The organism is Actinomadura sp. 6N118 (genome assembly GCF_044326415.1).
Taxonomy (GTDB): Bacteria; Actinomycetota; Actinomycetes; order Streptosporangiales; family Streptosporangiaceae; genus Spirillospora.
In genome coordinates this window covers 112,328-138,320 of the sequence record NZ_JBIRAZ010000002.1, presented here as the reverse complement: position 1 = coordinate 138,320, position 25,993 = coordinate 112,328, and the positions used below count along the sequence as shown (strand labels likewise).

General features: G+C 70.0%; 24 protein-coding genes. 10 read left to right on the top strand and 14 right to left on the bottom strand.

Features of this window, described 5'->3' with window-relative positions:
- Nucleotides 1-11: 11 nt before the first annotated feature.
- Both ACH34W_RS04530 and ACH34W_RS04525 read right to left on the bottom strand, forming a co-directional pair.
- Nucleotides 12-3,455 carry a BTAD domain-containing putative transcriptional regulator gene (locus ACH34W_RS04530; protein ID WP_395959413.1) on the bottom strand — a complete coding sequence of 1,148 codons (3,444 nt, stop codon included), beginning with the start codon at nucleotides 3,453-3,455 and terminating at the stop codon, nucleotides 12-14.
- Nucleotides 3,456-3,561: 106 nt separating this feature from the next.
- Nucleotides 3,562-5,691, bottom strand: a complete 2,130-nt coding sequence (locus ACH34W_RS04525; protein ID WP_395959412.1) for an MMPL family transporter — start codon at nucleotides 5,689-5,691, stop codon at nucleotides 3,562-3,564.
- 119 nt (nucleotides 5,692-5,810) lie between these two features.
- On the opposite strand from ACH34W_RS04525, the gene ACH34W_RS04520 reads away from it, so the two are divergent.
- On the top strand, nucleotides 5,811-6,137 hold the full coding sequence (locus ACH34W_RS04520; protein WP_395959411.1) for a cytidine deaminase: 327 nt from the start codon (nucleotides 5,811-5,813) through the stop codon (nucleotides 6,135-6,137).
- A gap of 15 nt (nucleotides 6,138-6,152) precedes the next feature.
- On the opposite strand, the gene ACH34W_RS04515 is transcribed toward ACH34W_RS04520, so the two are convergent.
- The 5 genes from ACH34W_RS04515 to ACH34W_RS04495 all read right to left on the bottom strand — a co-directional run bounded on the left by ACH34W_RS04515 (nucleotide 6,153) and on the right by ACH34W_RS04495 (nucleotide 10,510).
- A complete protein-coding gene (locus ACH34W_RS04515) occupies nucleotides 6,153-6,800 on the bottom strand; it encodes a hypothetical protein (protein WP_395959410.1) in 648 nt (215 codons plus the stop codon).
- Between the two features lie 81 nt (nucleotides 6,801-6,881).
- Complete coding sequence (locus ACH34W_RS04510) at nucleotides 6,882-8,162, bottom strand: hemolysin family protein (RefSeq protein ID WP_395960041.1); 1,281 nt, start codon at nucleotides 8,160-8,162, stop codon at nucleotides 6,882-6,884.
- A 116-nt stretch (nucleotides 8,163-8,278) separates the two neighbouring features.
- Nucleotides 8,279-8,755 (bottom strand): rRNA maturation RNase YbeY, encoded by a 477-nt coding sequence (gene ybeY / locus ACH34W_RS04505; RefSeq protein WP_395959409.1) that lies wholly within the window; start codon nucleotides 8,753-8,755, stop codon nucleotides 8,279-8,281.
- 165 nt (nucleotides 8,756-8,920) lie between these two features.
- The gene (locus tag ACH34W_RS04500) at nucleotides 8,921-9,994 is read right to left on the bottom strand and encodes a PhoH family protein (RefSeq protein ID WP_395959408.1); all 1,074 of its coding nucleotides are present in this window, start codon (nucleotides 9,992-9,994) and stop codon (nucleotides 8,921-8,923) included.
- Nucleotides 9,995-10,165: 171 nt separating this feature from the next.
- The gene (locus tag ACH34W_RS04495; RefSeq protein WP_395959407.1) at nucleotides 10,166-10,510 is read right to left on the bottom strand and encodes a histidine triad nucleotide-binding protein; all 345 of its coding nucleotides are present in this window, start codon (nucleotides 10,508-10,510) and stop codon (nucleotides 10,166-10,168) included.
- A 362-nt stretch (nucleotides 10,511-10,872) separates the two neighbouring features.
- Here ACH34W_RS04495 and ACH34W_RS04490 point away from each other — a divergent pair, with 362 nt between their 5' ends.
- Together ACH34W_RS04490 and ACH34W_RS04485 are read left to right on the top strand one after the other, a co-directional pair.
- A complete protein-coding gene (locus ACH34W_RS04490; protein WP_395959406.1) occupies nucleotides 10,873-11,415 on the top strand; it encodes a SigE family RNA polymerase sigma factor in 543 nt (180 codons plus the stop codon).
- A complete protein-coding gene (locus ACH34W_RS04485; RefSeq protein WP_395959405.1) occupies nucleotides 11,412-12,092 on the top strand; it encodes a hypothetical protein in 681 nt (226 codons plus the stop codon). The genes ACH34W_RS04490 and ACH34W_RS04485 overlap by 4 nt, the downstream gene beginning before the upstream one ends.
- Nucleotides 12,093-12,208: 116 nt before the next feature.
- Here the strand turns inward: ACH34W_RS04485 and ACH34W_RS04480 are convergent, their stop codons facing one another.
- The 3 genes from ACH34W_RS04480 to hrcA form a co-directional block, all read right to left on the bottom strand.
- Nucleotides 12,209-12,940: a 16S rRNA (uracil(1498)-N(3))-methyltransferase gene (locus ACH34W_RS04480; RefSeq protein WP_395959404.1), complete on the bottom strand. Its 732-nt coding sequence runs from the start codon at nucleotides 12,938-12,940 to the stop codon at nucleotides 12,209-12,211.
- A 99-nt stretch (nucleotides 12,941-13,039) separates the two neighbouring features.
- On the bottom strand, nucleotides 13,040-14,173 hold the full coding sequence (gene dnaJ / locus ACH34W_RS04475) for a molecular chaperone DnaJ (protein ID WP_395959403.1): 1,134 nt from the start codon (nucleotides 14,171-14,173) through the stop codon (nucleotides 13,040-13,042).
- Nucleotides 14,174-15,187, bottom strand: coding sequence for a heat-inducible transcriptional repressor HrcA (gene hrcA, locus ACH34W_RS04470; protein WP_395959402.1), 1,014 nt, complete (start codon nucleotides 15,185-15,187; stop codon nucleotides 14,174-14,176).
- Nucleotides 15,188-15,345: 158 nt separating this feature from the next.
- Between hrcA and ACH34W_RS04465 the strand changes: the two genes are divergently transcribed.
- Both ACH34W_RS04465 and ACH34W_RS04460 read left to right on the top strand, forming a co-directional pair.
- Nucleotides 15,346-16,227, top strand: coding sequence for a DUF3097 domain-containing protein (locus tag ACH34W_RS04465; protein WP_395959401.1), 882 nt, complete (start codon nucleotides 15,346-15,348; stop codon nucleotides 16,225-16,227).
- Nucleotides 16,228-16,267: 40 nt separating this feature from the next.
- Entirely contained in the window at nucleotides 16,268-17,002 is a 735-nt protein-coding gene (locus ACH34W_RS04460) for a DUF4870 domain-containing protein (protein ID WP_395959400.1), read from the top strand.
- 16 nt (nucleotides 17,003-17,018) lie between these two features.
- Here ACH34W_RS04460 and hemW read toward each other — a convergent pair whose 3' ends face one another.
- Both hemW and ACH34W_RS04450 read right to left on the bottom strand, forming a co-directional pair.
- Entirely contained in the window at nucleotides 17,019-18,227 is a 1,209-nt protein-coding gene (gene hemW / locus ACH34W_RS04455) for a radical SAM family heme chaperone HemW (RefSeq protein WP_395959399.1), read from the bottom strand.
- 95 nt (nucleotides 18,228-18,322) lie between these two features.
- Nucleotides 18,323-18,715, bottom strand: a complete 393-nt coding sequence (locus ACH34W_RS04450; RefSeq protein WP_395959398.1) for a hypothetical protein — start codon at nucleotides 18,713-18,715, stop codon at nucleotides 18,323-18,325.
- A 292-nt stretch (nucleotides 18,716-19,007) separates the two neighbouring features.
- Here ACH34W_RS04450 and ACH34W_RS04445 point away from each other — a divergent pair, with 292 nt between their 5' ends.
- The 3 genes from ACH34W_RS04445 (at nucleotide 19,008) to ACH34W_RS04435 (ending at nucleotide 21,982) form a co-directional block, all read left to right on the top strand.
- Nucleotides 19,008-19,871: a hypothetical protein gene (locus ACH34W_RS04445; RefSeq protein WP_395959397.1), complete on the top strand. Its 864-nt coding sequence runs from the start codon at nucleotides 19,008-19,010 to the stop codon at nucleotides 19,869-19,871.
- 70 nt (nucleotides 19,872-19,941) lie between these two features.
- Complete coding sequence (locus ACH34W_RS04440) at nucleotides 19,942-21,396, top strand: hypothetical protein (RefSeq protein ID WP_395959396.1); 1,455 nt, start codon at nucleotides 19,942-19,944, stop codon at nucleotides 21,394-21,396.
- Between the two features lie 85 nt (nucleotides 21,397-21,481).
- The gene (locus ACH34W_RS04435) at nucleotides 21,482-21,982 is read left to right on the top strand and encodes a DUF4870 domain-containing protein (protein ID WP_395959395.1); all 501 of its coding nucleotides are present in this window, start codon (nucleotides 21,482-21,484) and stop codon (nucleotides 21,980-21,982) included.
- Nucleotides 21,983-22,066: 84 nt separating this feature from the next.
- Here ACH34W_RS04435 and ACH34W_RS04430 read toward each other — a convergent pair whose 3' ends face one another.
- Nucleotides 22,067-22,825, bottom strand: a complete 759-nt coding sequence (locus ACH34W_RS04430; protein ID WP_395959394.1) for a Uma2 family endonuclease — start codon at nucleotides 22,823-22,825, stop codon at nucleotides 22,067-22,069.
- Nucleotides 22,826-22,916: 91 nt separating this feature from the next.
- On the bottom strand, nucleotides 22,917-24,761 hold the full coding sequence (gene lepA / locus ACH34W_RS04425; protein WP_395959393.1) for a translation elongation factor 4: 1,845 nt from the start codon (nucleotides 24,759-24,761) through the stop codon (nucleotides 22,917-22,919).
- Between the two features lie 314 nt (nucleotides 24,762-25,075).
- Between lepA and rpsT the strand changes: the two genes are divergently transcribed.
- Nucleotides 25,076-25,345 (top strand): 30S ribosomal protein S20, encoded by a 270-nt coding sequence (rpsT, locus tag ACH34W_RS04420; RefSeq protein WP_395959392.1) that lies wholly within the window; start codon nucleotides 25,076-25,078, stop codon nucleotides 25,343-25,345.
- Between the two features lie 97 nt (nucleotides 25,346-25,442).
- Nucleotides 25,443-25,991, top strand: a complete 549-nt coding sequence (locus ACH34W_RS04415) for an RNA 2'-phosphotransferase (protein WP_395960040.1) — start codon at nucleotides 25,443-25,445, stop codon at nucleotides 25,989-25,991.
- Nucleotides 25,992-25,993: the final 2 nt, after the last annotated feature.

Below are 25,993 nucleotides of genomic sequence, written 5' to 3'. Positions count from 1 at the left end.
CCGGGTGGTGGCTAGGCGGCGGAGTGGCCTAGGGCCGCCAGCGCGGTACGGGCCGCCGCTGCCCAGTGTTGCGCGCCGACACGTTCGGCGACCTCGGCCGCGCGCCGGTAGTGGCCCGCCGCCGGTCCGGGACGGCCGAGGAAGACCGCCAGGTCACCGAGGATGTGCGCGACCGGCCCGATGCTCGCGACGGCGCAGGAGCCGCCGCTCACGTGACCTTCGTACGGCAGCAGTGCCTCGTAGGTCTCGGCGGCCAGATCTCGCTCGTCCAGGGCGATGGCCCGCTGGCCACGGATCGCCATCACCAGGTCGAAGAAGAAGTCCGGCCGCACCGGACCGGCGTCCGCCACGATCCGGCGGGCCTCCGCGGAGCGCCCCGCCCCGATCAGGGCCAGCGCGTAGAGGTCGGCGACGCCCTCGACATGCGGCCACTTCTGCCAGATCCATCGTGCGGACTCGACGAGCTCGCCGGCACGGCCTTGCGTGAGCCGGACGCAGAAGATCCCGAGCATTTCCGTTCCGCGCTCGCTGCTCCAGATGCCGGTCCGGCTGATGGCATCGCCCACCCCGGCGTACGCGCGTTCGGCGGCTTCGGGCCGGGCGGCGAAGACATGTTCGACCGCCTCGTACCAGCTCGCGATCAGGCCCAGCAGCGGCAGGCCGTACTGTTCCGCCAGCCGTTGCCCCACCTGCAAATGTTCGCGGGCCGCGGCCAGGTCGAGGGAGGCGATCGAGGCCATCTGCCGCTGCAGATGGCCCAGAACCTGGTAGAGGCCGAGCTCGTGGGCCGTCGCGAGCTCCAGGATCTCGGCGGAGATGCGGCGGCGTTCGGCCAGGTCGTCCGCGGTCCGGAAGGCGTTGAGGAAACGGCCGTTGAGGGCGACCACCAGCAGATCGGGGCGGCCGAGGCGGCGGGCCCGGCGGACCGCCTCGATCGAGGCCTCGGCGCCGCGCGGGTCCGGGTCGCCCTCCAGCTCGATCGCCACCGAGGTGAGGAGCCGGATGCGCAGTTCCTCGTCGTCGTCGCCGAGACCCGCCAGAGCCGCTTCTGCGGCGTCGACGGCGTCCTGATCCACGGCTCCGTACACGTGGCTGGTCCACAACGTGGGGACGTCGTAGCTCACGATGATCCGGCCCAGGAGGCGTACGTCGCCGAACGCCCGGGCCTCGGCCATCGCGCGCCACCGCCGTTCCCGTGCCGCGACCACCAGCCCGGCCAGCGCGGACGCGTGGATCGCTGCCACCTCCGTCTCCAGGAGGTCGCGCATGGATTCCGGGCCCTGCGCTCGAAGGAGATCCGCCGCCTGGACGAGGAGTTCGGCGGCGGTCCCGTGGGCGAACCTGGCTTCGGCGGCCTTGGCCGCCAGCCGGGCATAGCGGGCGGCCTTGGCGGGATCGTCTCCGGCGGCGAGGAAGTGGTGGGCGAGCGCGGCGATCTCGTCGGGACGCCGCCGTTCCTGCGCGGCCGCCACCCGGCCGTGGATGCGGGTGCGGCGGATCCGCGACAGCTCGTCGTAGAGGGTGTCGCGGATCAGGGCGTGCCCGAACCGGATCCGCCCGGCCGCCGGTTCGACGATCAGCCCGCCGGCCAGCCCGGCCTCGACCGCCTCGATCACCGCGTCCTCGTCGCCGCCCGAGATCTCGGTCAGGACCGCGAGGTCGACGTCCCGGCCGACGACGGCCGCGTTCCGCAGGATGGACTGGGCGTCCTCGGGCAGCCGGGCGATGTGCCTGCGCAGCACGTCCCCCACCCCGGCGGGGATGCCGCGGGTGGCCGCCGACGGCCCCTCGACGTCCAGCAGCCGGGCGGTCTCGCGGGTGAAGAACGGGTTGCCGCCGGTGCGTTCGGCGATCCCGGCGACGTCCGCCTCACCGACCTCGGTGACGCACACGTCCCGGACGAGCATGGCCACTTCGTCGGAAGCGAGCCCGGCGAGTTCGATGCGCAGCGGCTCCTGCCGGGCCAGCGCGGCCAGGGCGGCGGCCAGCCGGTCGGAGGTCTCCGTCTGCCGGAAGGTTGCGACCATGAGTACAGGCCTGCTGCGTAGCCGCGCTGGAAGTCCGGTGAGAAGGGCCAGGGTCTCGTCGTCGGCCCAGTGCAGGTCATCCAGGACGAGCAGCAACGGAGCCTTGTCAGAGAGCGCGCCCAGGTAGCCGGCCACGGCCAGATGCAGCCGGAAGCGGCCCGTGGTGGCATCCGCTCCGAGTCCCGTCACCGCGTCGCCGAGCAACGGCCCGAGAGTCCGGGCGAGCTCGGCCTCCGGCGGGTCGACCGCGGCCAGCTCCCGGAGCAGCTCAGCCCAGGGCCAGGCGGCCGGGGCACCACCGGTCTCCGGCGCGCTGCCCCAGGCGCAGGTCCAGCCATCGCCGCCCAGCGTGTCGCCGAACCGTTCGATGAGGGACGTCTTGCCCATTCCGGCCTCGCCGCTGACCAGGGCCACCGTGCATCTGCCTGCGGCTGAGTCCTGCGCGGCCGTGGCGAGCCGCTCCAGCTCGTCCGCCCGGCCGACGAAGAGCGTGCCCGCCGGTGTTTCCCCTGCCGGTTCTGGCACAAGGCGCAGAACGGGCGGCGCCGTCTTGAACGGCATCGTCTCGGGCGGCGTCGTCCTGGGTTGTGTTGTCCTGAGGGGCGTCGGCGGGATGGGCGTTTGCGGTCTTGGCGCCGGTTGCGGGTCGAGCTCCGGCGCTTGGGCGAGGATGTCGGCCTCAAGGCGCCTCAGGGCCGGGCCGGGATCGACCCCTAGTTCGTCGGCCAGGGTCTTGCGGGCGCGGCGCAGTGCTCCGAGGGCGTCGCCTTGTCGGCCGGCCCTGTAGAGGGCCAGGGCCAGCAGCCGCCAGGCCTCCTCGCGCAGGGGATTGGCGGACGCGTGCGCCTCCAGGTCGGGCACCGCCTCGATGGCGGCGGCGAGACGGAGCATCGCCTCGGCGCGGCGTTCGACGGCCAGGCGATGCCGTTCGTCCAGCCGCCCGGCCTCGGTGACGGCCCAGGACAGCTCGGCGAACTCGGCGTACGCAGGCCCGCGCCACTCCCCCAGCGCCGCCTCGGCCCGCAGCCGCGCCGTCGCCGGGTCGTCCGCGGCGAGGAGCTCGCCGGCCTCGTCCACCAGCGTGTCGAAGCGCCAGGCGTCCACATTCGCGGTGGGCAGCCGCAGCGCGTACCCGGGTGGCGAGGTGACCAGCACCTCGGCGGGAGTACGCGGCGGACGGCCGGGTTCGAGGGCGCGGCGCAGGTGGGAGACGAACGACTGGAGGCCGGCCGCCGCGCGCGGCGGCGCCTCACCGGGCCACAGCTCGTCGATCAGGCGGTCGGCCGGGACCATCTGCCCGTGGGCGGCTGCCAGCCGTGCCAGGACCGCACGCTGGCGCGGCCCGCCAAGATCGGCGGGTGCCCCGTTGACGGATGCCACGAACGGGCCGAGCACCCGGATCGCCGCCCCCATCGCGCCTCCCGCCATGTACGGCAGCCTAAACCGCCTCTGGCCAGAGGCCAGAGGCGGTCGGGGTTCAACGGGCGCGGGTCACCCGCGCGGCCCTCAGACCTGCACGATCAGATCTGCGTGATCAGACCTGCACGGTCTCGCGGTCCGATTCGGCGGTGGGGGCGGGCTCGCCGCCGTGCATGTCGATCTTCGGGATGATCCGGTCGAGCGGCCCGGGCAGCCACCAGTTGGCGCGGCCCAAGAGGGCCATCGTGGCGGGCACGAGGACGAGGCGTACGACCGTCGCGTCCAGGGCCACCGCGACCGCCAGCCCCACTCCCATCTGCTTGATGACCAGGCCGGGGTCGAGCGCGAAGCCGAGGAACACCGCGACCATGATCAACGCCGCGCTGGAGATCACCCGGCCGGTCGCCGCCAGGCCCGTCGCGACCGAGCCGCGGGCGTCGCCGGTGCGCAGCCACTCCTCCCGTACGCGGGACAGCAGGAACACCTCGTAGTCCATCGAGACGCCGAACAGCACCGCGAACATCAGCAGCAGGATGAAGCTGGAGACCGGCACGCTGTGCGGCAGCCCGAGGAGTTCCGCGCCCCAGCCCCACTGGAAGACCGCCACCAGCACTCCGTACGCGGCGCCGATCGACAGCAGGTTCATGGCGGCGGCCTTGAGCGGCGCCAGCAACGATCTGAAGACGATCATCAGCATGATGAAGGAGGTGGCCACGACCACGCCGATGACCGGCCACAACCGGTCGGACAGGACGCGGCTGAGGTCGACGTAGACCGCCGTGTACCCGGTGACCTCCGCGCCGTCCGGCAGCGCGCCGGCCCTGATCCGGTCGACGAGCCCGGTGACGCGCTCGTCCTGCGGCCCGTACTCCGGTGTCACCGCGACCACGGCGGCGCTCTTGTCCGGCGAGAACTGCGGCGGCGCGACGGCCACGACGCCGTCGGTCTTCGCCAGCTTGTCACTCAGCGCGGGCAGGGTGCCCTGGTCGACCTTCTTGAGGTCGGCTGTCACGAGCAGCGGGGCGTTCACTCCCGGCCCGTACGACTCGGCGATCAGGTCGTACGCCCGTCGCACGGTGTTGGAGGTCGGCTCGCTGCTGGCGTCGCTGGGCCAGGTGCGCATGCCCAGGGCGGGACCCGCCAGCGTCAGCATCAGCACCAGCGCGGCCAGGAGCCACGCCCATGGCCGGCGCGCCACGTGATCGGCCCACCGCCGTACGCGCGGCGACTCGATCTTCAGCTGCGCGCCTTCCGCACGGTCCCGCTTGCGCAGCACCCGGCGACCGGCCAGGCCCAGGACGGCGGGCAGCAACGTCACGGCGCTCGCCACGGTCGCCGCCACCACGATCCCGGTGGCGAAGCCCATCGTGATGAACACCGGGATCCGCGACAGCACCAGCCCGCACAGCGCCAGCAGCACGGTGAAGCCCGCGAAGATCACCGACTGGCCCGCCGTCGCGGTGGCCCGGCCGATCGACTCCGGCACGTCGAGCCCCTGCGCCAGGCCCTCCCGGTGCCGCGTCAGGATGAACAGCGCGTAGTCGATCCCGACGCCCAGCCCGACCATGATCGCCAGTGTCGGCGCGGTGTTGGCCACGTCCGTGAACGCCGCCAGGATCGTGATCCCGGAGACCCCGACGCCGAGCCCGGTCAGCGCCACCACCAGCGGCAGCCCCGCCGCCACGACCGAGCCGAACGCGAGCAGCAGGATCACCAGCGCCGCCACGATCCCGACCGCCTCGGCGATCCCGCCGGGAGCCGTCACGTTCTCCGGCACCTGCCCGCCGAACTCCACCGTGTGCCCGGAGGACGCCAGCCCCTCGGTGGCGTCCTCCAGGTGCCCGAGCGTCTCCTTCGGCGTGAGATCGGTGACCGGCACGTCGTACCGCACCGTCAGCAGCACCGTCGCGCCGTCCCTGCTGGGCGGGACGGTCTCCACGGCGGTCACGTGCGGGAGCCGCTTCAGCCGTTCCGCCGCCGCCGCGACGTCGGCCTCGGCGAGCTTGCCCGAGTCGGCGTGCACCACGACACGGGCGTCCGCCCCCGCCACGGCCGGGAACCGTTCCCTCAAGAGATCCGTGGCCTCCTGCGACCCCGTGCCCTTCAGCGTGTAGTCGTCGTGCAAAGCGCCGCCCGCGACGCCGGAGACCCCGGCCACCGCGCCGACGAGCAGTACCCATACCAGGACGAAACGCCAAGGCCGCAACGCTGCGGCCCTCCCCAGGCGGTAAAGCAAACGAGACATCGTTCCCTCGCAAAAGCGTCTTCCATTGAGGTCACGAGCCTCGCCCGCCGCTCTTGCCGCCCACTTGCCAGCGACTTGCGACCGGCGCCGACCTTGAGAGACGCCCTAGGCTTGTCCCCGTGAACGACGAGGACAAAAAGATCATCACGCTGGCGCGGGCCGCCCGTGCCCGCACGGGCGCGGCCGAGGGCGCGGCGGTCCGGGACGAGACCGGCCGGACCTACTCCGCCACCAGCGTCGACCTGCCGGCATTGAAGCTGACCGCCCTCCAGGTGGCGATCGCCATGGCGGTCTCCAGCGGAGCCGAGGAGCTGGAGGCCGCCGCGCTGGTCACGGCCGACGCGAGCGCCCGCGACTCCGACGTGGCCGCCGTACGCGACCTGGGCCCCAAGGTCCCCGTCTTCGTGGCCGCCCCGGACGGTTCCCTGAAGACAACCCTCGCCTGACATCGCCTGACTCCGTCAGGGCGGGCCCGGCGCGGCGCGGACGGCGCGGAGCTTCTCCAGGGCTTTGATCGCGACCCGCTCGGTGAGGCGCGACATGCCCGACCCTGCGGCGTCCACCACAAGGAGATCGTTGCCAACTGCAGCCATGACCACGCTCAGGCCGAAGCGTCCGCGCACTTCGGCGTAGTGGACGGCGAGCGCGTTGCGGAGGGCCTTGACCTTACGGGTGTCGACCCGGCGCAGGCGGATGTCGCCCTCGGCCGTCTCGACCTCGATCCGCGGGCACCTGACGATCGCCCTGCGCATCTCGGCCACATGCCGCGCGGCCCGGCCGGACGGCAGCCGGAAGAGGTGCTCAGCCAGGCTGACGACGGGGCTGGCGCGATAGAACGCGGCGTGCGCCTCCGGGGCGTCCTCGACACCCCGGATGTCGCGCGGAGTCTGGACGTCGGCGAGCTGGAGCAGGCGCGCACAATCGGGATCGACGGGCTCCATGCCCTCGAAGACCCGTTGATTGTCCGCGGTCAGAAATCCTGTGGGCATCTCGGCACCGGATAACACGGCGCCCGACATGTTCACCGCCACGGGCTTCGACGACGAAGCCTCCGCCCCGCACCCCGCCAGCAAGGTGGCGAGCAGGGCTCCGCCCACGATGCGCCACATGAGATCCCCCCGAATCTCTCAGCGCAAGATCATTCCCAGCGAGACGCCTATCTAACCCCTGATGTCGGACTTGCGGTGTGATTACTCCACAGATGTCCGATGCTCTTGGAGGCGGCGCACGAGGACCGTGCCGATCCGGTTGCGCCGCCCGGCGATGCTCTCGGCAGTCAGCGCCAGCCCGGCCACCTCGGCGGTGGAGCCCTCGATGGGCACCCGGCCCAGTGCGTGCGCCAGCAGGCCGCCGACCGTCTCGACCTCCTCGACGTCGATCTCCACGTCGAAGAGCTCGCCCAGATCCTCCACCGGCAGCCGGGCCGTCACCCGGGCTGTGTCCTTGTCCTCGTCCAGCCAGTCCACCGGCGGCGTCTCGACGTCGTACTCGTCGGCGATCTCACCCACGATCTCCTCGAGGATGTCCTCGATGGTGACCAGGCCGGCGGTGCCCCCGTACTCGTCGATCACGATCGCCACGTGCGTCTGCCGGGCCTGCATCTCCCGCAGCAGCTCGTCGATCGGCTTGCTGTCGGGCACATACGTGGCGGAGCGCATCACCGACTCGACCTTCTCCACCGACTCGCCCTCGCGGTGCTCATGGCTGCGCCGGACGATGTCCTTGAGGTAGGCGATCCCGACCACGTCGTCCTCGTTCTCGCCCACTACGGGAATCCGCGAGAAACCACTGCGCAACGCCAGCGACATCGCCTGCCGCAACGTCTTGCCACGTTCGATGAACACGATGTCGGTGCGCGGCACCATGACCTCGCGCACGAGCGTGTCGCCCAGCTCGAAGACCGAGTGGATCATCTCTCGCTCGTCCGGCTCGATCAGGCTGCGCTGTTCGGCGAGGTCGACGAGATCCCTGAGCTCCGCCTCCGTGGCGAACGGCCCCTCGCGGAAGCCCCGCCCCGGCGTCAACGCGTTCCCCAGCAAAATCAGCAGCTTGGGCAACGGCCCGAAGATCCTCGTCACCGGATGCATGACGGCCGCCCCGGCCAGCGCGATCCGGTCGGCATGCTGCAACCCCAGCGTGCGGGGCCCGACCCCGACCACCACGTAGCTCACCACGATCATGATTGCCGCCGCGGTCACGTAGGCGCGCCACGTCTCGTCCAGCCACGAAATGCACAGATCGGCCACGAGCACCGTCGCGACCAGCTCACAGCTGATCCGGAGCAGCAGGACCATGTTGAGGTACCGCGCGGGGTCGGCCACCACCTCGGCGAGCCGCTGCGCGCCCCGCCGGCCCTCCCGGACCAGCTCCTCGACCCGGACCCGGGACACCCGCGCCAGCGCCGCCTCGGTACCCGCCAGGAGCCCGGCCAGGATCACCAGTCCCGCCGCCAGGGTGAGCAACCACCCCATCTGTGCGTTCACCGTCCTCCAGCCCCCACCCAACCGCCTTTCAACGGTCGAGCTCCGCTCGGCTCATCATGCTCCAGCCCCTACCTGGCAGTTCGCTCCAGAAGACGCAGAAGATCTCATTGCTGTCTGCGTTTCTCCTGCCAGGCGCTCAGCAGCTCGGCCTGCAGGCCGAACATCTCCTTGTGCTCGTCGGGCTCGGCGTGGTCGTACCCGAGCAGATGCAGGATCCCATGCGTGCACAGGAGCTCAAGCTCGTCCTGCGTGCCGTGCCCGGCCTGGGCGCCCTGCCGCTCGGCCACCGCCGGGCAGAGCACCACGTCACCGAGCAGTCCGGGATCGGTCTCGTCGTCATCGGTGCCGCCCGACATCGGACCCGGACGCAGCTCGTCCATGGGGAACGCCAGAACGTCGGTCGGACCGGGCTCCCCCATCCACTTCTCGTGGAGCTCGCTCATCGCCGCCTCGTCCACCAGCAGCAGCGACAGCTCGGCGAGCGGGTGAACCCGCATGCCGTCCAGCGCATGCCGGGCCAGATCGACGAGACTCTTCTCGTCGACCTCGACGCCCGACTCGTTCAACACCTCGATGCTCATCAGAATCCTGTCCCATGCAGGGCCGAGCCGGTCCGTCGCGGGCCCGGGCCGACAAGATCATCCCAGCGCCCTCAAGCCTTTCCACAGCCTACCGACCCACCCGAAACCTCAGCGACCACGGTCGGCTGACCGTGGTCGCTGGGAAACCTGCTCGCCGGGGGACTGTCAGCGGCCTCGCTTGCGGGAGCCGCCGCGGCCGGCGGCGCCCTTGATCTCGGAGACCCGGTCGCCCTTGCCCTGACGGGCTATCTCGTCGAAGCGGCTGTAGGCCTCGACGATGTCGGTCACCAGCTTGTGGCGGACGACGTCATGGCTGTTGAGGTGGCAGAAGTGGATGTCGCCGACGCCCTCCAGGATGTCCTGGACGACCCGCAGTCCGCTCAGGTGACCGTTCGGCAGGTCGACCTGCGTGACGTCGCCGGTCACCACGACCTTGGAGCCGAAGCCCAGGCGGGTGAGGAACATCTTCATCTGCTCGGGCGAGGTGTTTTGTGCCTCGTCGAGGATGATGAACGAGTCGTTCAACGTCCGGCCACGCATGTACGCCAGGGGCGCCACCTCGATGGTGCCGGCCGCCATCAGGCGCGGGATCGAGTCGGGGTCGACCATGTCGTGCAGCGCGTCGTACAACGGCCGCAGGTAGGGGTCGATCTTCTCGTACAGGGTGCCGGGCAGGAAGCCCAGACGCTCTCCGGCCTCGACCGCGGGGCGGGTGAGGATGATGCGGTTGACCTGCTTGTCCTGCAGCGCCCTGACCGCCTTGGCCATCGCCAGGTAGGTCTTGCCGGTGCCGGCCGGGCCGATGCCGAACACGATCGTGTGCTTGTCGATCGCGTCGACGTACCGCTTCTGGTTGAGGGTCTTGGGCCTGATCGTGCGGCCGCGGCTGGAGAGCACGTCGAGGGTCAGGACCTCGGCCGGGCGCTCATCGGATTCGTTGCGGAGCATGGCGAGGCTCCGCTCCACCGCGTCGGGGGTGAGCTGCGTGCCGCCCTTGAGGAGGTCGATGAGCTCGGCGATCAGCTGCGACACCAGATCGGTCTCGGCCTCGGCACCCGTCACGGTGATCTCGTTGCCGCGAACGTGGATGTCGGCGTGGAACGCGCGCTCGATGACGTGGAGCAACTCATCCCGTGAACCCAGCAAGCTCACCATGGAATGGTCGTCCGGCACCAGGATCTTGATCTGGGACGGCGAACCGGTGCGGCCGTCGCGTCCCGCGTGAGTTGATTGGGTCATCAGCCGGGCCTTGCGGCCTCTCCGACCTGCCTTCTGTCTGCTCCAGGTGTCCAGCGGTTGTCTCTTCCATGGTACTGGGCACCCACGACATCACGCCGCTGTATTTATGGTCGCCAAGGACCCTGCCCCGCCACCGGAACGGACGAGGCAACGCCAGGGGAACGCGGAACGTCAGCCGGGAGGCCAGTTGAGGCCACGGCCGCCCAGCACGTGGGCGTGCACGTGGAAGACGGTCTGGCCCGCCTGGGCGCCGGTGTTGAAGACGACGCGATAGCCGGTGTCGGCCACTTCCTCGTCGACCGCGACCTGGCCTGCCTCCTGGAGGATCTCCGCCAGCAAGTCGGGGTCGGCGGCCGCGAGGCCGGCGACGGTCGGGTGGTGCTCCCTGGGGATCACCAGCACATGCGTGGGCGCCTGCGGATTGATGTCACGGAACGCGATCGTCCGGGCGGACTCGCGAACGATCTTCGCGGGCACATCCCCGGAAACGATCTTGCAGAACAGGCAGTCCGTCATCTGTGTCCTCCCGTCGCCACCAACCCCAGCGAATCCTATCGGGGGCGATTTCGGCCATGGCCTGCGGACCTGGTTCCCGGGTAGTCTTTCGTTGATCAACCGAACGGCCGTTCGGGTCCACAGGCCGCCGTTCACTGGTTAAAGTGGCACACTCAGGCGTTCCCCCCGGCTCCCGAGCCGTGCTCCACACAGCCTCAGACCGGCCGGGGATCGCCCATCCACGCCGTACCGAAGGTGACCATCCGAATGGGTGGCCGGGGGACGGCAAAGGCGGCGGATAGGTGACTGAGGCAAGACAGAAGATGCCCTTTCGTAAACCGGACGAGGGTAAACCGGACGAGGAGGGTGCGCGTCCCACAGACGTGACCGAGACCCTCGTGGCCAGGGGCACTGCCGGGGCCGTGGCCGTAGCCTGGGACGCCGACCAGGCCGTGACCGCCCTCTACAGCGCCAATTACCGCTCACTGGTACGCCTTGCCGCGATGCTCGTACGGGACTCCGGGACGGCCGAAGAGGTCGTCCAGGACGCGTTCGTGGCCATGCACGGCGGCTGGCGCCGCCTGCGCGACCCGGACAAGGCGCTCTCGTATCTGCGTCAATCGGTGGTCAACCGGTCACGATCGGTGTTGCGGCACCGCGCCGTGGTCGAGAAGTACGCGCCCAAGGGCCTGCCCGACGCGCCCAGCGCGGAGGCCGGGGCCATCGGTGAACTCGAGCGCTCCGCGGTCATCGCCGCGCTGCACAAGCTGCCGAATCGTCAGCGTGAGGCGCTGGTCCTGCGCTACTACGCCGATCTGTCCGAAGCCGAGATCGCCCACGCCATGGGCATCAGTCGCGGCGCTGTGAAAAGTCATACGGCGCGCGGCATGACCGCGCTACGTAACGTCCTGGAGCAATTCTCATGACCGATCCCCACGAAGAGCACGGCGAGATCCTGCGCCGCGCCCTTAACGCGGAGGCGGACACGGTCACCCCATCCGCAGACGGTCTGGAGCGCATCCGGACCCGAATCGAGAACCGCCGTCAGCGGCGTTTCGGATGGGCTTGGTTCACCGAGAGCTGGGCACGCCCCGTACTGGCCGTCGGGGCGGCCGTCGCCATCGCGGGCATCGGCGTGTCCGCACCCCAGACGGTCAATCTGTTCACGTCGCCGGCGGGTCACAACGGCTCGTCCGCTGGTGGCAACGAGGCCCCCACGAGCAACCTCCCCAACGCTCAGGGGCAGCCGAACGGCTCCCAGACCAAGGGACCCCCGCCTCCCGCCAAGAACGGCAAGCCCGCCAGCTCGCAGAGCCCGACCCCGCCAAGCTCTTCCTCAACGTCCGCCTGCCAGCCCCCTGGCAGCGGTGACGGTGGTTCACCTCCACAGAGTGCCGCCACCCCGGCACCGGGCAGCACCGTGCCCAGCCAGCCGACCGCGACCGCGTGTCCGTCGACACCGCCGCCCGCCGCCCCGCCGCCCTCGTCGGAGCCGACGGACAAGCCCACCGACAAGCCGACCGAGGATCCACAGCCCTCGGTGACCCCGACCCCGACGGCCTCCGAGCAGTCGGCCAACGAGCCCTCCGACTCAACCCCCTGATCGGGACCACTGATCCGGGACCTCTGATCGAGACCCTCTGATCGAGAGGACCACAGGCGGCGCCGTCACAGGCCCTTGGACGGCGCCGCCGCTCCCTCGCGCGCACACGCCCGTGATCACCAGCGGCCGGTCGCGGCCAGGAGGACGGCGGCGGCGGCCACTCCTGCTGTGGAGGTGCGCAGGACCGTCGGGCCCAGGAGGGTCGGGCGGCCACCGGCGGCCGTGAATTGGTCCAGCTCTTCGTCACTGATGCCGCCCTCTGGGCCCACGATGAGGATGATCTCACCGGTCGTGGGCGGCTGGAGGTCACTGAGGGGGGACGTGGCCGTCTCGTGCAGGATCAGGGTGCTGGACGCGGCCTTGATCCGTTCGACCACCTGGGCGGTGGCGGCCAGATCGGTGATCTCGGGGAGCCAGGGGCGGCGGGCCTGCTTGGCGGCCTCGCGGGCGGTCGAACGCCAGCGGCCGAGCGCCTTGTCCCGCCGCTCGGGCTTCCACTGCGTGACGCAGCGAGAGGCCGCCCAGGGCACGATCTCGTCGACCCCCACCTCGGTCATGGTCTCGACCGCCAACTCGCCTCTGTCGCCCTTCGGGAGGGCTTGAACGACCACTAGGCGCGGCTCTGGGCGGGGATGGCGGTGGCGGGCGAGGACGTCGAGCGTCAGGGTCGCCTTGTCCGCGGCCGTCACGACGCACTCGGCCAGCAGCCCGGCGCCGTCGGTGAGGTCGACCCGTTCCCCGGCGCGCAGGCGCCGCACGGCCGCCGCATGCCTGCCCTCGGGGCCGTCGAGGACGACGCTCTCGCCGTTCAGGCGATCGGGCTCCACGAGGAACACCGGCGGGCTCATGCCTCATCCTCCCGTGAGAAAAACCCCCGCCGTGACCGGGTGCGGTCACGGCGGGGGGTCGCCGTGCAGGCCCTCCTGGTAGGACCGGACGGTCTCTCTTCAGTGCTGGTTGAACACGTCCCGCAGGCGCGAGAAGACGCCGCGCTGGCCCGGGGCGAACTTGCCCGGCGGGCGTTCCTCACCGCGCAGCGTGGCCAGGCGGCGCAGGAGCTCTTCCTGCTCCTCGTCGAGCTTGCCGGGCGTCTCCACGTTCACGTGGATCATCAGGTCGCCGCGCCCGCTCTCGTTCAGATGCCGCACACCGCGCCCGTAGAGGGTGATCACCTGGCCGGACTGCGTGCCGGGCTTGATGTCGACCTCTTCGGGGCCGTCGAGCGTCTCGATCGTGACGTTGGTGCCGAGGGCGGCCGCCGTCATCGGGATCTCGACGGTGCAGTGCAGGTCGTCGCCCTCACGTTCGAAGATCTGGTGCGGCTTCTCCACGATCTCCAGGAACAGGTCGCCGGGCGGGCCCCCGCCCGGCCCGACCTCGCCCTCACCGGCGAGCTGGATGTGGATGCCGTTCTCGACGCCCGCCGGGATCTTGACCTTGACCGTACGGCGCGTCCTGACCCGGCCGTCGCCCGAGCACTCGGGGCAGGGCGTGCGGATCACGCTGCCGTAGCCGCCGCACTGCGGGCAGGGGCGGGAGGTCATGACCTGGCCCAGGAACGAGCGCTGGACCTGCTGGACCTCGCCACGACCGTGACAGGTGTCACAGGTATCGGGATGGGTGCCGGGGGCACAGCCCGATCCGGTGCAGCTCGTGCAGACGACCGCGGTGTCGATCGACAACTCGCGCGTCGTGCCGAACGCGGTCTCCTGCAGGTCCAGCTCGACGCGCAGGGTCGCGTTGCGGCCGCGGCGGGCACGGCTGCGCGGCCCGCGGGACGTGGCCGTGCCGAAGAAGGCGTCCATGATGTCGCTGAACGGGAACCCGGCGCCGCCGAATCCCCCCGCGCCAGCGCCGCCGGCCGGGGCGAACGGATCTGCGCCCAGGTCGTACATCTCGCGCTTCTTCGGGTCGGAGAGCACCTCGTAGGCCTGGGTGATCTCTTTGAACTTCTCCTGCGTCTCCGGATCCGGGTTGACGTCAGGGTGCAGTTCGCGCGCGAGCCGGCGGTACGCCTTCTTGATCTCGTCCGCGCTCGCGTCGCGGCGGACCCCTAGGGTCGCGTAGTAGTCGTTGGCCACTTACGAACCCGCCAGGATCTGTCCGACGTAGCGTGCCACTGCCCGTACCGCTCCCATCGTGCTGGGGTAGTCCATACGTGTCGGCCCGAGCACTCCCAGCCGGGCCAGTGTCTGATCGCCGACTCCGTAGTCGGCGGCGACGACGGAGGTCGACCGGAGCCCCTCGTCGGGGTTCTCGGTCCCGATGCGCACCGTAAGACTAGAGGAATCACCGGTTTCCCCGAGCAACCGCATGAGGACCACCTGCTCTTCCAAGGCTTCCAGAACGTTGCGCAGGCTACGGGAGAAGTCGACTGCGGCCAGGTTGGCGGCCCCCGCGAACACGATCTTTTCGTCGTGTTTCTCGACGAGGGTCTCCAGCAGGACCGACAGGACCGCGGCCGCAAGCGGCCGGTCATCGGACGCGACCTTCTCGGGCAGGTCGGCCACCGCGACCGGGACCTCGCCCAGCCCGCAGCCGTCCAGACAGGTGTTGAGCAAGGCCCGCAGATGCCCGATCGACTCCTCGGAGACCTCGCCGTAGGTCTCGATGACCCGCTGTTCCACCCGGCCGGTGTTGGTGATCAGGACGAGGAGCAGGCGGCGCGAGGCGACCGGAACCAGCTCCACGTGCCGTACCGACGAACGGGTCAGCGAGGGGTATTGCACGACCGCGACCTGACGGGTCAGCTGGGCGAGCAGCCGGACGGTGCGGCCGACGACGTCGTCCAGGTCGTAAGCGCCGTTGAGGAACGTCTCGATGGCCCGGCGCTCGGCCGACGACAGCGGCTTGACCGTGGACAGACGGTCGACGAACAGCCGGTAGCCCTTGTCGGTCGGGATACGCCCCGCGCTGGTATGCGGCTGGGCGATGTAGCCCTGCTCCTCCAGAACGGCCATGTCGTTGCGGATCGTGGCCGAGGACACGCCGAGATTGTGCCGGTCCACCAAGGCCTTGGAGCCGACCGGCTCATTGGTGGAGACGTAGTCCTCGACTATGGCGCGCAAGACCTCGAGTTTGCGGTCGTCGAGCACGTGGTCACCTCCTTCGCCCCCGTACTGGCACTTGCCTGTGAGCGCCCTCTGTACTGGCACTCCACTGGCACTCCGTACTTTCGAGTGCCAATTGTACGGCCCGGAAGGGACGGTCAGGAGGGTGCCGGGATGGTCTCCAGTCACTAGAGTGCCGATCCGTGCAGAGCAAGGACTACGGTGACGACGTTCTCGCGGGCGACTGGCGACGCCCACGCAAAGGACAGATACCCGAGATTCCGGCTGAGATCGACCTGGTCGTGGAGGATCCCGGCAGTGGCTTCTGCGGTGCCGTGGTGAGCTGCGACAAATTCGGCGTGACGCTCGAAGACCGTTTCGGCAAGCGGCGCGTCTTCCCGCTGGCCAAGGCGGGCTTCCTGATCGACGGCAAGCCGGTGACCCTCGTCCGGCCGGCAGGGGTGACTGGGACTACCGGCGCGACAGGGGCGAGGGGCGTGACCGGGAGCGGGTCGGCGCGGTCGGCACGGTCGGCGCGATCGGCCTCGGGGTCGATCGCCGTCCCGGGGCTGCGGGCCAGGGTCGCCAAGGAGAGCCGCATCTATGTGGAGGGCGTGCACGACGCCGAGCTCGTCGAGAAGATCTGGGGCCATGACCTTCGGGTCGAGGGCATCGTGGTCGAGTATCTGGAAGGCATCGATGATCTTCCCGCCATCGTCGAGGAGTTCGGTCCCGGGCCGGAGCGCAAACTGGGCGTGCTCGTCGACCACCTCGTGACGGGCTCCAAGGAGAGCCGGATCGCCTCACAGGTCTCGTCCCCGCACGTGCTGATCACCGGGCATCCGTTCATCGACATCTGGGAAGCGGTCAAACCCGCGGCGGTGGGCATTCCCGGGTGGCCCCGGATCCCGCGCGGCGTACCCTGGAAGGAGGGGGTACTCGGCGCACTGGGCTGGGGGGACAACGTGGGGGAAGCTTGGAAGCGGATCCTGCGATCCGTGTCCACCTACACAGACCTGGAACCAGAACTCCTGGGCCGCGTCGAAGAATTGATCGACTTTGTGACGGTCCCCCAGAACCCCTGACAGCCCCCGCTGCAAGCCGGACCCCATTGAGGAGCAGGCGATGTCGTACGGGCCTCCGGAACAACCGGATCACGGACAGAACCAGCCGGGCTATGGGCAACAGCAGCCTGGATACGGGCAAGAGCAACCAGGTTCCGGCCAGCAGCCGGACTACGGGCAGCAGCCGGGCCGCGGCCAGCCAGGCTACGGGCAAGATACGCCTGGCTATGGCCAGCAGCCGGGCTACGGTGAGCAACCGGGCTACGGCCAGCCGGGGTACGGCCAGCAGCCGGGCTACGGTGAGCAACCGGGCTACGGCCAGCCGGGGTACGGCCAGCAGCCGGGGTACAGCCAGCAGCCAGGCTACGGCGAGCAGCCGGGATACGGACAGGTGCCCGGCTACGACCAGTCCTATGGCTACGGCGGCCAGGTCCAGGCGTACGGGCCGCAGGGGCACGGATACGGCGCACCGAGCTCCGACGACCGGACCTGGGGGCTCCTGTGCCACCTGGGCCAGTTCCTGCTCGGCTTCATCGCGCCGCTGCTGGTCTTCCTGATCAAGAAGGACGAGTCGCCATTCCTGCGCCACCACGGGGCCCAGGGGCTCAACTTCGCGATCACGCAGCTCGTCTACCTGATCATCAACTTCGTGCTGATCTTCGTGATCATCGGGATCCCGCTGCTCATCGCGCAGGGGATCGCCCAGATCGTCTTCCTGATCTTGGCGGCGGTCGCGGCCAACCGGGGCGAGTACTACCGGTTCCCGAAGTTCATGGCCTGGCCGATGATCAAGTAGGCCGGCCGAAGCCAGATCAGGTCAGGTCGCGGACGACGGCGTCGGCGAGCAGGCGGCCGCGCAAGGTGAGGACGGCGCGGCCACGCTCGTACGGCCCGGCCTCGATCAGGCCGTCGCCGATCGCGCGCCGTACCGCCGCGTCGTCGAGGAGCTCCACAGGGCAGCCCTCGGCCAGCCGCAGCTCCAGCATGATCCGTTCGATCTGGCGGTCGGCGGGGTCGAGGATCTCTCGCGCGTGCGCCGGGGTGACGTCCTCAGCCAGCCGCGACGCGTACGCGGCGGGGTGCTTGACGTTCCACCAGCGGGTGCCGCCGACATGGCTGTGCGCGCCGGGACCTACGCCCCACCAGTCGGCGCCGGTCCAGTAGAGCAGGTTGTGGCGGCAGGCAGCCGAGTCGCCGGTGGCCCAGTTGGAGATCTCGTACCAGCGCAGCCCGTGGGCGCCGAGCAGTTCCTCCGCCATCAGGTACCTGTCGGCCATCGCGTCGTCGTCGGGGCTGGCGAGCTCGCCGCGCCGCACCTGGGCGGCCAGGCGGGTGCCCTCCTCGACGATCAGCGCGTACGCGGACACGTGATCGGGCTCGATCGCCAGCGCGGCCTCCAGCGAGGCCCGCCAGTCGTCGTCGCTCTCCCCCGGCGTTCCATAGATCAGATCCAGGTTGACGTGCTCGAAGCCCGCCTGCCGCGTCCACTCGACGACCTGCGGCACACGTCCAGGCGTGTGGGTCCGGTCGAGCGTCGCCAGCACATGCTCCCTGGCGCTCTGCATGCCGTACGAAACGCGCGTGAACCCGGCCTCTCGCAGCTTGCCCAAATAGGCCTCGTCCACGGACTCGGGATTGGCCTCCGTCGTGACCTCCGCGCCCGGTGCCAGCCCGAACTCGGCGTCGATCGCGGCGAGCACGCGTCCCAGGTCGTCGGGTGAGAGCAGCGTCGGCGTCCCCCCGCCCACGAACACGGTCTCGACCGGCAGCGCGGTCTCCCCCATCACCCGCCGCGCCATCCGCACCTCGCGGATCGCGGTGTCGGCGTAGGACTCCCTGCTCGCACCCGGCCCCAACTCGGTGGCGGTGTAGGTGTTGAAGTCGCAATAGCCGCAGCGCGTCACGCAGAACGGCACATGGACGTAGAAGGCGAACGGCCGGGAACCGAGGCCGGTCAGAGCGCTGCGGGGCAGGGTTCCGTCGGCCGGTACGGGGTCGCCATCGGGCAGGGTCGCGGGCACCCTCCAAGTCTGCCCTGCCCACACCCCTGGTCCAGCCGCCCGCGACCGGCCCAGGCATCAGGCTGCGGGCTGCGGGCTGCGGGCTGCGGGCTGGATCAGGCTTGGCGGAGCTTGGCGCGGAGCCAGGGCGGGATGTGCTCGTCGGTACGCGGGAAACGTTCGAGATCCAGGACGTACGCGGACGGAGTCAACGGCGGCGTGAAGTCCGGCTCGCCGTCATAGTCGAACTCGGCGCTCACCCGCCCCGACCGTTCCACCCTCAGGCGCGCGGTGAACCAGGCGCCCTTGCCCCGCACGTACATGGCCCGGCGCAGCTCGTCCATCTTGCCGATGGCCTGCCCCGGCGGCATGGCCGGACGCGCCGTCCCGAGCGAGTCGATGATCTCGAACGAGGCGCTGTCGATGCCCACGGTGGCGCGGAACTCGAATCCGAGCCGTTCCCAGCCGAACGGCGCGGCCGACCGCAGGGCCCGCACCGCGCCGTTCACCGCTGCCCGCTCCTTCGGAGAACGCAGAACCTGCTCGGAGTGGGGCACGGTCGAACCTCCCGGACCTCGGTGACCCTTGCCGTCTGACCGTACCGACATATCAGCGCTGGTCGAGCAACCGCCGCCGTGTCGCGCGGAACGCCAGGTCAGAGCGCCAGGACAAGCCAGGACGATCACGGTCGTTCAGTACGGGCCACCGCGGCACCCGCCCAAATGGCGATCTTGCCCCCCTTCCGACCAGCCGCGGGGCGTCCGTACGACCGGAGCGCGCGAGCCCGGATAGGGTCACCTGGTGCGGAATAAGGGGGCAATCAAGTTCGGGCGGGTGCCCATCCGGGTGCTGCTCCGCGGCGAGCCTGGCGGCTGGCACTACGTGATCGCCGAGAAGGACGGGGCCGAGGAACGCGTCGACGTGCGCGGACCGGGCGTGCGCTGGGAGGGCGGCCACCCAGAACCCGCCTGGTGGCGGCGCAGGCTGGACGAGACCGCCCAGGGCCTCCGTGAGCATCTCGGCCGCAGCCTGAGCGACCGGACGTTCCTCGAACTCGGCCTGGAAGCCGACATCTCGTGGTTCGAGGTCGAGGCGCCGGTCGCATGGGAGGGCCTGGTGACCCTGCGGGATCCCGATCCGGCGCGGTTCCCGGGCAAGGTGCCTCCATACGTCGTCACGCTCGAACCCGGCAACGGCGCCGTCCTGCCGGACGCTCATCTGCGCTTCTCCACGCACGCGGCCGATGCCTGGGCGACGCTCGCCACCGTCGCCGAACAGTGCGGAACGCAGCCGCCCAAGGCCCAGTTCCTGTGCGGCTGGGCCGACCACCGCAGCATCTGGGTCGGGCGCGGGCGGCTCGCCGTCTCGACCGAACGCCACGACGGCCGCGGCGGCGAGCTGGTCGGCGAGATCTACGGCGAACGGGTGACGCGCTGGGGCGGCAACCCCGAACTGCGCTTCCGGCTCGACGGCATCGACCTGCTCAACGAGCCCGCCGACGACGTGATCGCGCTGTTCCGGGACCTCGGGCACGAGGTGACCGAGCGGGGCCGCATGTCGCATCTGCCCGCACTCGGTCTCAGGCTCTATCGGCCGGAGGGCCAGCCGGGGCAGGGCCTGTTCACCGGCGTCTCGATCCAAGCCCCCTGGCGCCACCGGCGCTGAACGATCCTGACACCCACGAGGGACCGGTTCTTCACCGGACCGCAATCAGGGCTCTCTAGATTCCCTGATCATGAGAAGCCGCGCTCGCTCCGCCGCCTTCGGTCTGACCGGCGCCCTCGTCGGCGCACCCCTCGTTCTCGTGCCCGCCACCGCCTCCTCGGCCGCCGGCGCCCCCTCAGCCGCCACCGCCTCCTCGGCCGCCGCCGCGACCACCATCACCGTGAACCGCGGTGGCCCGGCACGCACGCTGACGTTCAGCGCCGACCGCGCCGGCGAAGCCGTGATCTCGTTCACCGCCGCCGCGCCCGGCGTCTCCTGGGCGCGCAAGGGCGCCGAGTCCGCGGTGGTGGCGATCTCGGTGGACGGGCGGCACGTTACCGACCTCGTCGTCCCCTCCGCGGATCCGATCCCGCGCAGCCTCGGCCTGGGTCCCGTACGGCCCGGCAAGCACAAGGTCACGCTCAAATTCGCGAAGGGCAGCGCCTCGTCCGCACGCCGCGTCGCCCTCGCCCGGCCGACCGTACGGCTGCCTCAGGCCGACCAGCTCGCCCTCCGCCACGCGCCCGTCATCATCGGCCGCACGGGCTGGCCGTTCGGCGACCCGTACCAGAACGCCAAGACCGACCTGCCTTTGATCGCCTGGCATGACTCGAGCCCCGCCAAGACGCCCGGACACCGGATCATCGAGTACTCGGCCGTGTGGAGCAACGAGGACGGCGGCACCGACAGCCCTGCCCTCATGGCCCGCTGGGGCCGTACGACCGACATCGAGTGGGTGTACCGGGTCGAGGTGGACGCGTCCGGCCGCCGCGTCGCCGGCACCGGCGTCTACCAGGGGCCGCAACACCTGACGCTGAAGTTCACCGGCCGCTACGAAGGCGACCACCCCGTTCTGCAGACGTGCACGTCGAACAACAACATGTGCGATGTCATCATGCCGAAGGCGCCGCTCCGCTTCCTCCTCGACGCGTCCCGCACCAAGCCCGCCGCCCGTGCCCGCGAAGTCGTCATGGACCGCGAGCCATGGACGTACCGGATCATGTCCCAGGAGATGCTCCGCGAGGGCAAGATCGAGAAGCCCTCCGACCCCGCCACGAAGGCGGTCGGCGACCTGCGCACGTACCTCTTCGTCGAGCTCGCCAAGCACACCGGCGCCCCCACGGGCAGCGGCTCGGCTCCCGGCGTGTCCCTCGGTGTACGGCTGAAGCGCGACCCGTCCAAGCTCTACCGTTCCGACCACGCCGAAGCGTCCTGGTCCATCGAACGCGACGGCCCCGCCGCGACAACGATCGAACTCCCCCAGGGCACGACCGTCGCCGACATCGAGTCCATCGAGGCCATCCGCCGCCCGGTGGGCTTCGGCGACAACGGGGCCCCGGCCACGGTCACCTCCATCAACCGTGGTTTCTTCCTGCGCAGCGCCTATCTCCCACAGCGCTCGGCGATCTCCTGGGCCGGCTCGATCACGCTCACGGCCCAGTCCCCCACCGCGATCCTCTGGCGTGACGCCGCTCTCTCCAATTAACTCGTGGAACCTGCGAACCTCGCGTGCGTCGAAGTAGTCATACACTTCGCCTAGAGCTCTTGCAGACTCTGAGAGGACACGCCTCATGGCCTACGGGCCTCCCCCGTCACCCGGCCAAGGTCAGCAGCCGGGACAGCCTGGATGGCAGCAGCAAGGCCAGCAGGCCTGGCAGCAGCAACCGCAGCCGTCCGCGTGGCAGCAACAACCGCCCCCGTCACAGGGCCGCAACACCGCCCAGATGCCGGGGAGCTTCGGCCAGGTGAGCCACGACGAGAAGAGCTGGGCCCTCATGGCGTACGTGGGCCAGTTCCTGATCGGCGTGATCGCGCCCGCCATCGCGTTCTTCGGCAAGGGCCGGTCACCGTTCGTCCGCCGGCACGCCGCGCAGGGCCTCAACATGGGCCTCGCCGCGATCGCCGTGTGGCTGGTCGGCGGCCTGCTCTCCCTCGCCGTCGAGGTGATGATCTGGGTCCCGCTCGGCTTCACCGCCGTGACCATGTTCTACCTGGTGTACGGGGCGCGCGCCGCCAACCGGGGCGAGTACCGTCGCGTCCCCGCACCGGTAGCCTGGCCGATCTTCAAATAACCCGCGAAGCTCCCGGCCGCCCGGCCACCTATCCGCCCGGCCGCTGATGACTCGCGGCACGCTCTCGTGCGGCGACTCGGTCGTTCAGCTGGCTTGGGAGTCTTCGGGGATGCCGGGGCCGGGGAGGACGGTCAGCGTTCCGGGTTCGCCGGGCGGCTGGTCCAGGCGGATGACCCGGCCGGGGTAGGCACGCTCGGCGATCGCGACGTCGCGTTCGTCCCAGGCGCCGTAGAAGACGGGGCATCCGTCCCACAGCTCCACCTTCTCGGCGCCCGTCGGCCAGCGTCCGAAGGCGTCGATCAGGATGGGCTCCTCGCAGTGCGGCAGATCCGGGCCGGTGCGATGATCTTGGTTGGGCATGTGGATCCCCTTTCTCGGGGCGGGCGGCCGGGGCAACCGGTCGAAGATCTGGTCAGGGGCGAGCTCGATCGCGAAGGGCCGGGTGATCGTGCAGGTCCGCCCCCAGGTGACGCGCGCCTCCTCGGCGTACCGCCCGTCATCGCTCAGCTCGAACACCTGCAGCTCGGGCTCGTCGCCCTTGAGGTCGACCACCCAGTAGGACGGGACCGCGAACCGCTCGTACATGTCCTTCTTGGCACCGAGGTCGACCTCGCGCGACGCGTCGGAGGTCACCTCGATGGCCAGGAGCGGCGCGCCCTCGATGTACCGGCCATCCCCCGCGTCCTGCTCCTTGCGGAAGACCAGCAGATCCGAGCGCAGCCACGTGTTGTCGGCCAGCCGTGGCCCCGACCCGGTACGGGACGCCTGCTCGGCCGTCTCCGCCAGCCCGATCGGGACCACCAGGTCGGAAACGAGAACCTGATGCAGCAACGTATGGGTCACAACGCCCAGTGTCCTCGTGGGGACAGCGCGTCACCACCGCTTTGCGATATCGAGACCGTTTACTGGAACGCGATCCCGCTCTTTGCGCGTGCTACTTCTTGGGCTTGTCGGTGGAGGTCTCGCCGGTGGAGAGAGCGGCGACGAAGGCTTCCTGCGGGACGTCGACGCGGCCGATCGTCTTCATCCGCTTCTTGCCTTCCTTCTGCCTCTCCAGCAGCTTGCGCTTACGGGAGATGTCACCGCCGTAGCACTTGGCGAGCACGTCCTTGCGGATGGCGCGGATGTTCTCGCGGGCGATGATGCGGGCGCCGATGGCCGCCTGGATGGGGACCTCGTACTGCTGCCGCGGGATGAGCTCCTTGAGCTTGGAGGTCATCATCAGCCCGTACTCGCGCGCCTTCTCCTTGTGCACGATCTGGCTGAACGCGTCGACCGACTCGCCCTGCAGCAGGATGTCGACCTTGACCAGGTCGGACTCCTGTTCGTCGGTGGGCTCGTAGTCCAGCGACGCGTAACCCCGCGTCCGCGACTTCAGCTGGTCGAAGAAGTCGAAGATGATCTCTGCCAGCGGCAGGGTGTAGCGGATCTCGACGCGGTCCTCGGACAGGTAGTCCATGCCCTGCAGTACCCCGCGCCGCCCCTGGCACAGCTCCATGATCGTGCCGATGAACTCGGACGGGGCCAGCAGCGTCGCCTTGACGATCGGCTCGTACACGTTGCCGATCTTGCCCTCGGGGAACTCGCTGGGGTTGGTGACGACGTGCTCGGTGCCGTCCTCCATCACCACGCGGTAGATGACGTTGGGCGCGGTCGAGATGAGCGTCAGGTTGAACTCGCGCTCCAGCCGTTCCCGGACGATCTCCATGTGCAGCAGGCCCAGGAAGCCGCAGCGGAAGCCGAAGCCCAGCGCCGCCGACGTCTCCGGCTCGTAGATCAGCGCGGCGTCGTTGAGGCGCAGCTTGTCGAGGGCGTCGCGCAGCTCCGGGTACTGGTCGCCGTCCATCGGGTAGAGGCCCGAGAACACCATCGGCTTGGGGTCCTGGTAGCCGCCGAGCGACTCCGGCGCCGGCCGCGAGGCCACGGTGACCGTGTCGCCGACCCGCGCCTGCCGGACGTCCTTCACACCGGTGATCAGGTAGCCGACCTCGCCGACGCCGAGGCCCGCGACGGGCTTGGGCTCCGGCGAGATGACGCCGACCTCGAGGGTCTCGTGGGCCGAGCCGGTCGACATCATCAGGCTCTTCTCCCGCCGGGAGAGGTGACCGTCGATGATCCGGATGTAGGTGACCACACCGCGGTAGGTGTCGTACACCGAGTCGAAGATCAGCGCCCGCGCCGGGCCATCCGGGTCGCCCACCGGGCCCGGCACCGTCTCGACGATCTTGTTGAGCAGCTCGGGCACGCCCTCGCCGGTCTTGCCGGAGACCCGCAGGACATCTTCCGGCTCGCAGCCGATGATGCTCGCCAGCTCCGCGGCGTACTTCTCCGGCTGGGCCGCCGGCAGGTCGATCTTGTTGAGCACCGGGATGATGTGCAGGTCGGCCTCGAGCGCCATGTAGAGGTTGGCGAGCGTCTGCGCCTCGATGCCCTGCGCCGCGTCCACGAGCAGCACCGCGCCCTCGCACGCCGCGAGCGAACGGGACACCTCGTACGAGAAGTCCACGTGCCCGGGCGTGTCGATCAGGTTGAGCACGTAGTCGACGCCGTCGCCCCCCGTCCAGGGCAGCCGCACCGCCTGGCTCTTGATCGTGATGCCGCGTTCCCGCTCGATGTCCATGCGGTCGAGATACTGAGCGCGCATCTGGCGCTCCTCGACCACGCCGGTGAGCTGCAGCATGCGGTCCGCGAGCGTCGACTTGCCATGGTCGATGTGCGCGATGATGCAGAAGTTCCGGATGATCGCGGGATCGGTCTTGTTGGGCTCAGGCGCTGGCACCGGGGTCCGTTTCGCAAACTCAGAGGTCAGGGATCGTCAAGTGACGATGGCAGGGCAGATCTTGCCGTATCCCATAGTCCCATGTCCTCGGGCATGCTCCGTTCACACGGTCACATCGCCCGCGAGGCCGTACATTGGAGTCGCGCGCAGGCCCCACGCCCGCTGGTTTTGGGTGGAGCGCTGGGATTGGTAGGCTGTGCGACTGCGTGTGGCGTTGCGTCGTGCCGTGGGGCACCGCGGCCGCCGCCGGTGCCGGTCCCTGCCGGTGAACGCAACCCATGTAACCAACGACTTTCAAGTTGAGGCTCTTCGACGTGGCGAACATCAAGTCCCAGATCAAGCGGAACAAGCAGAACGAGAAGGCTCGTCTGCGCAACAAGGCCGTCAAGTCCGAGCTGAAGACGGTGATCCGCAAGTTCCGCGAGGCCGCCGAGGCGGGCAACGTCGACCAGGCGATCACTGCCCAGCGCACCGCGGCCCGCAAGCTCGACATCGCGGTCAGCAAGGGCGTCATCCACAAGAACCAGGCCGCCAACCGCAAGTCGGCGATCGCCAAGCAGGCCGCCGCCCTTCAGGCCAAGTAAGACCCGGCGTCCTCACAGAACGCCGTGGCCCCAGTCGGGCCGCGGCGTTTTCGTGCTGCCCGCAGGCGCGTGATCGTCGTACGGTGGCCAGGTGACCATGGACGACCGGCGGATCGTGAAGATCTCCAAGTATCTGGCCAAGCACCTGCGCCACCGGCCGGAGCGGATCGACCTCACCCTGGACGCGGCCGGTTGGGTGAACGTCGACGAACTACTCGCGGCCGCCGCCCGCCACAACTTCCCGATCACCCGCGCCGAGCTCGAGCACGTGGTCGCGAACAACGACAAACGCCGGTACGCGTTCGACGACACCGGCGAACGCATCCGCGCCAGCCAGGGCCATTCCGTCGAGGTCGAACTCGACCTGCCGGTGACATCGCCACCCGCCGTCCTCTACCACGGCACCGTGGGCGCCTCCCTCGCCGCGATCCGCCAGGAAGGTCTGCGTCCCATGGCCCGGCACGCCGTGCACCTCTCCCCCGACCGCGAGACCGCCACCCGCGTGGGCGCCCGCCGCGGCCGCCCGGTCGTCCTGGTGGTCGACTCCGCCCGCATGGCCGCAGACGGCCACGAGTTCCGGGTCAGTGCCAACGGCGTCTGGCTGGTCGACTCCGTCCCACCCGCCTACCTCATGATCCCCGGCTGATC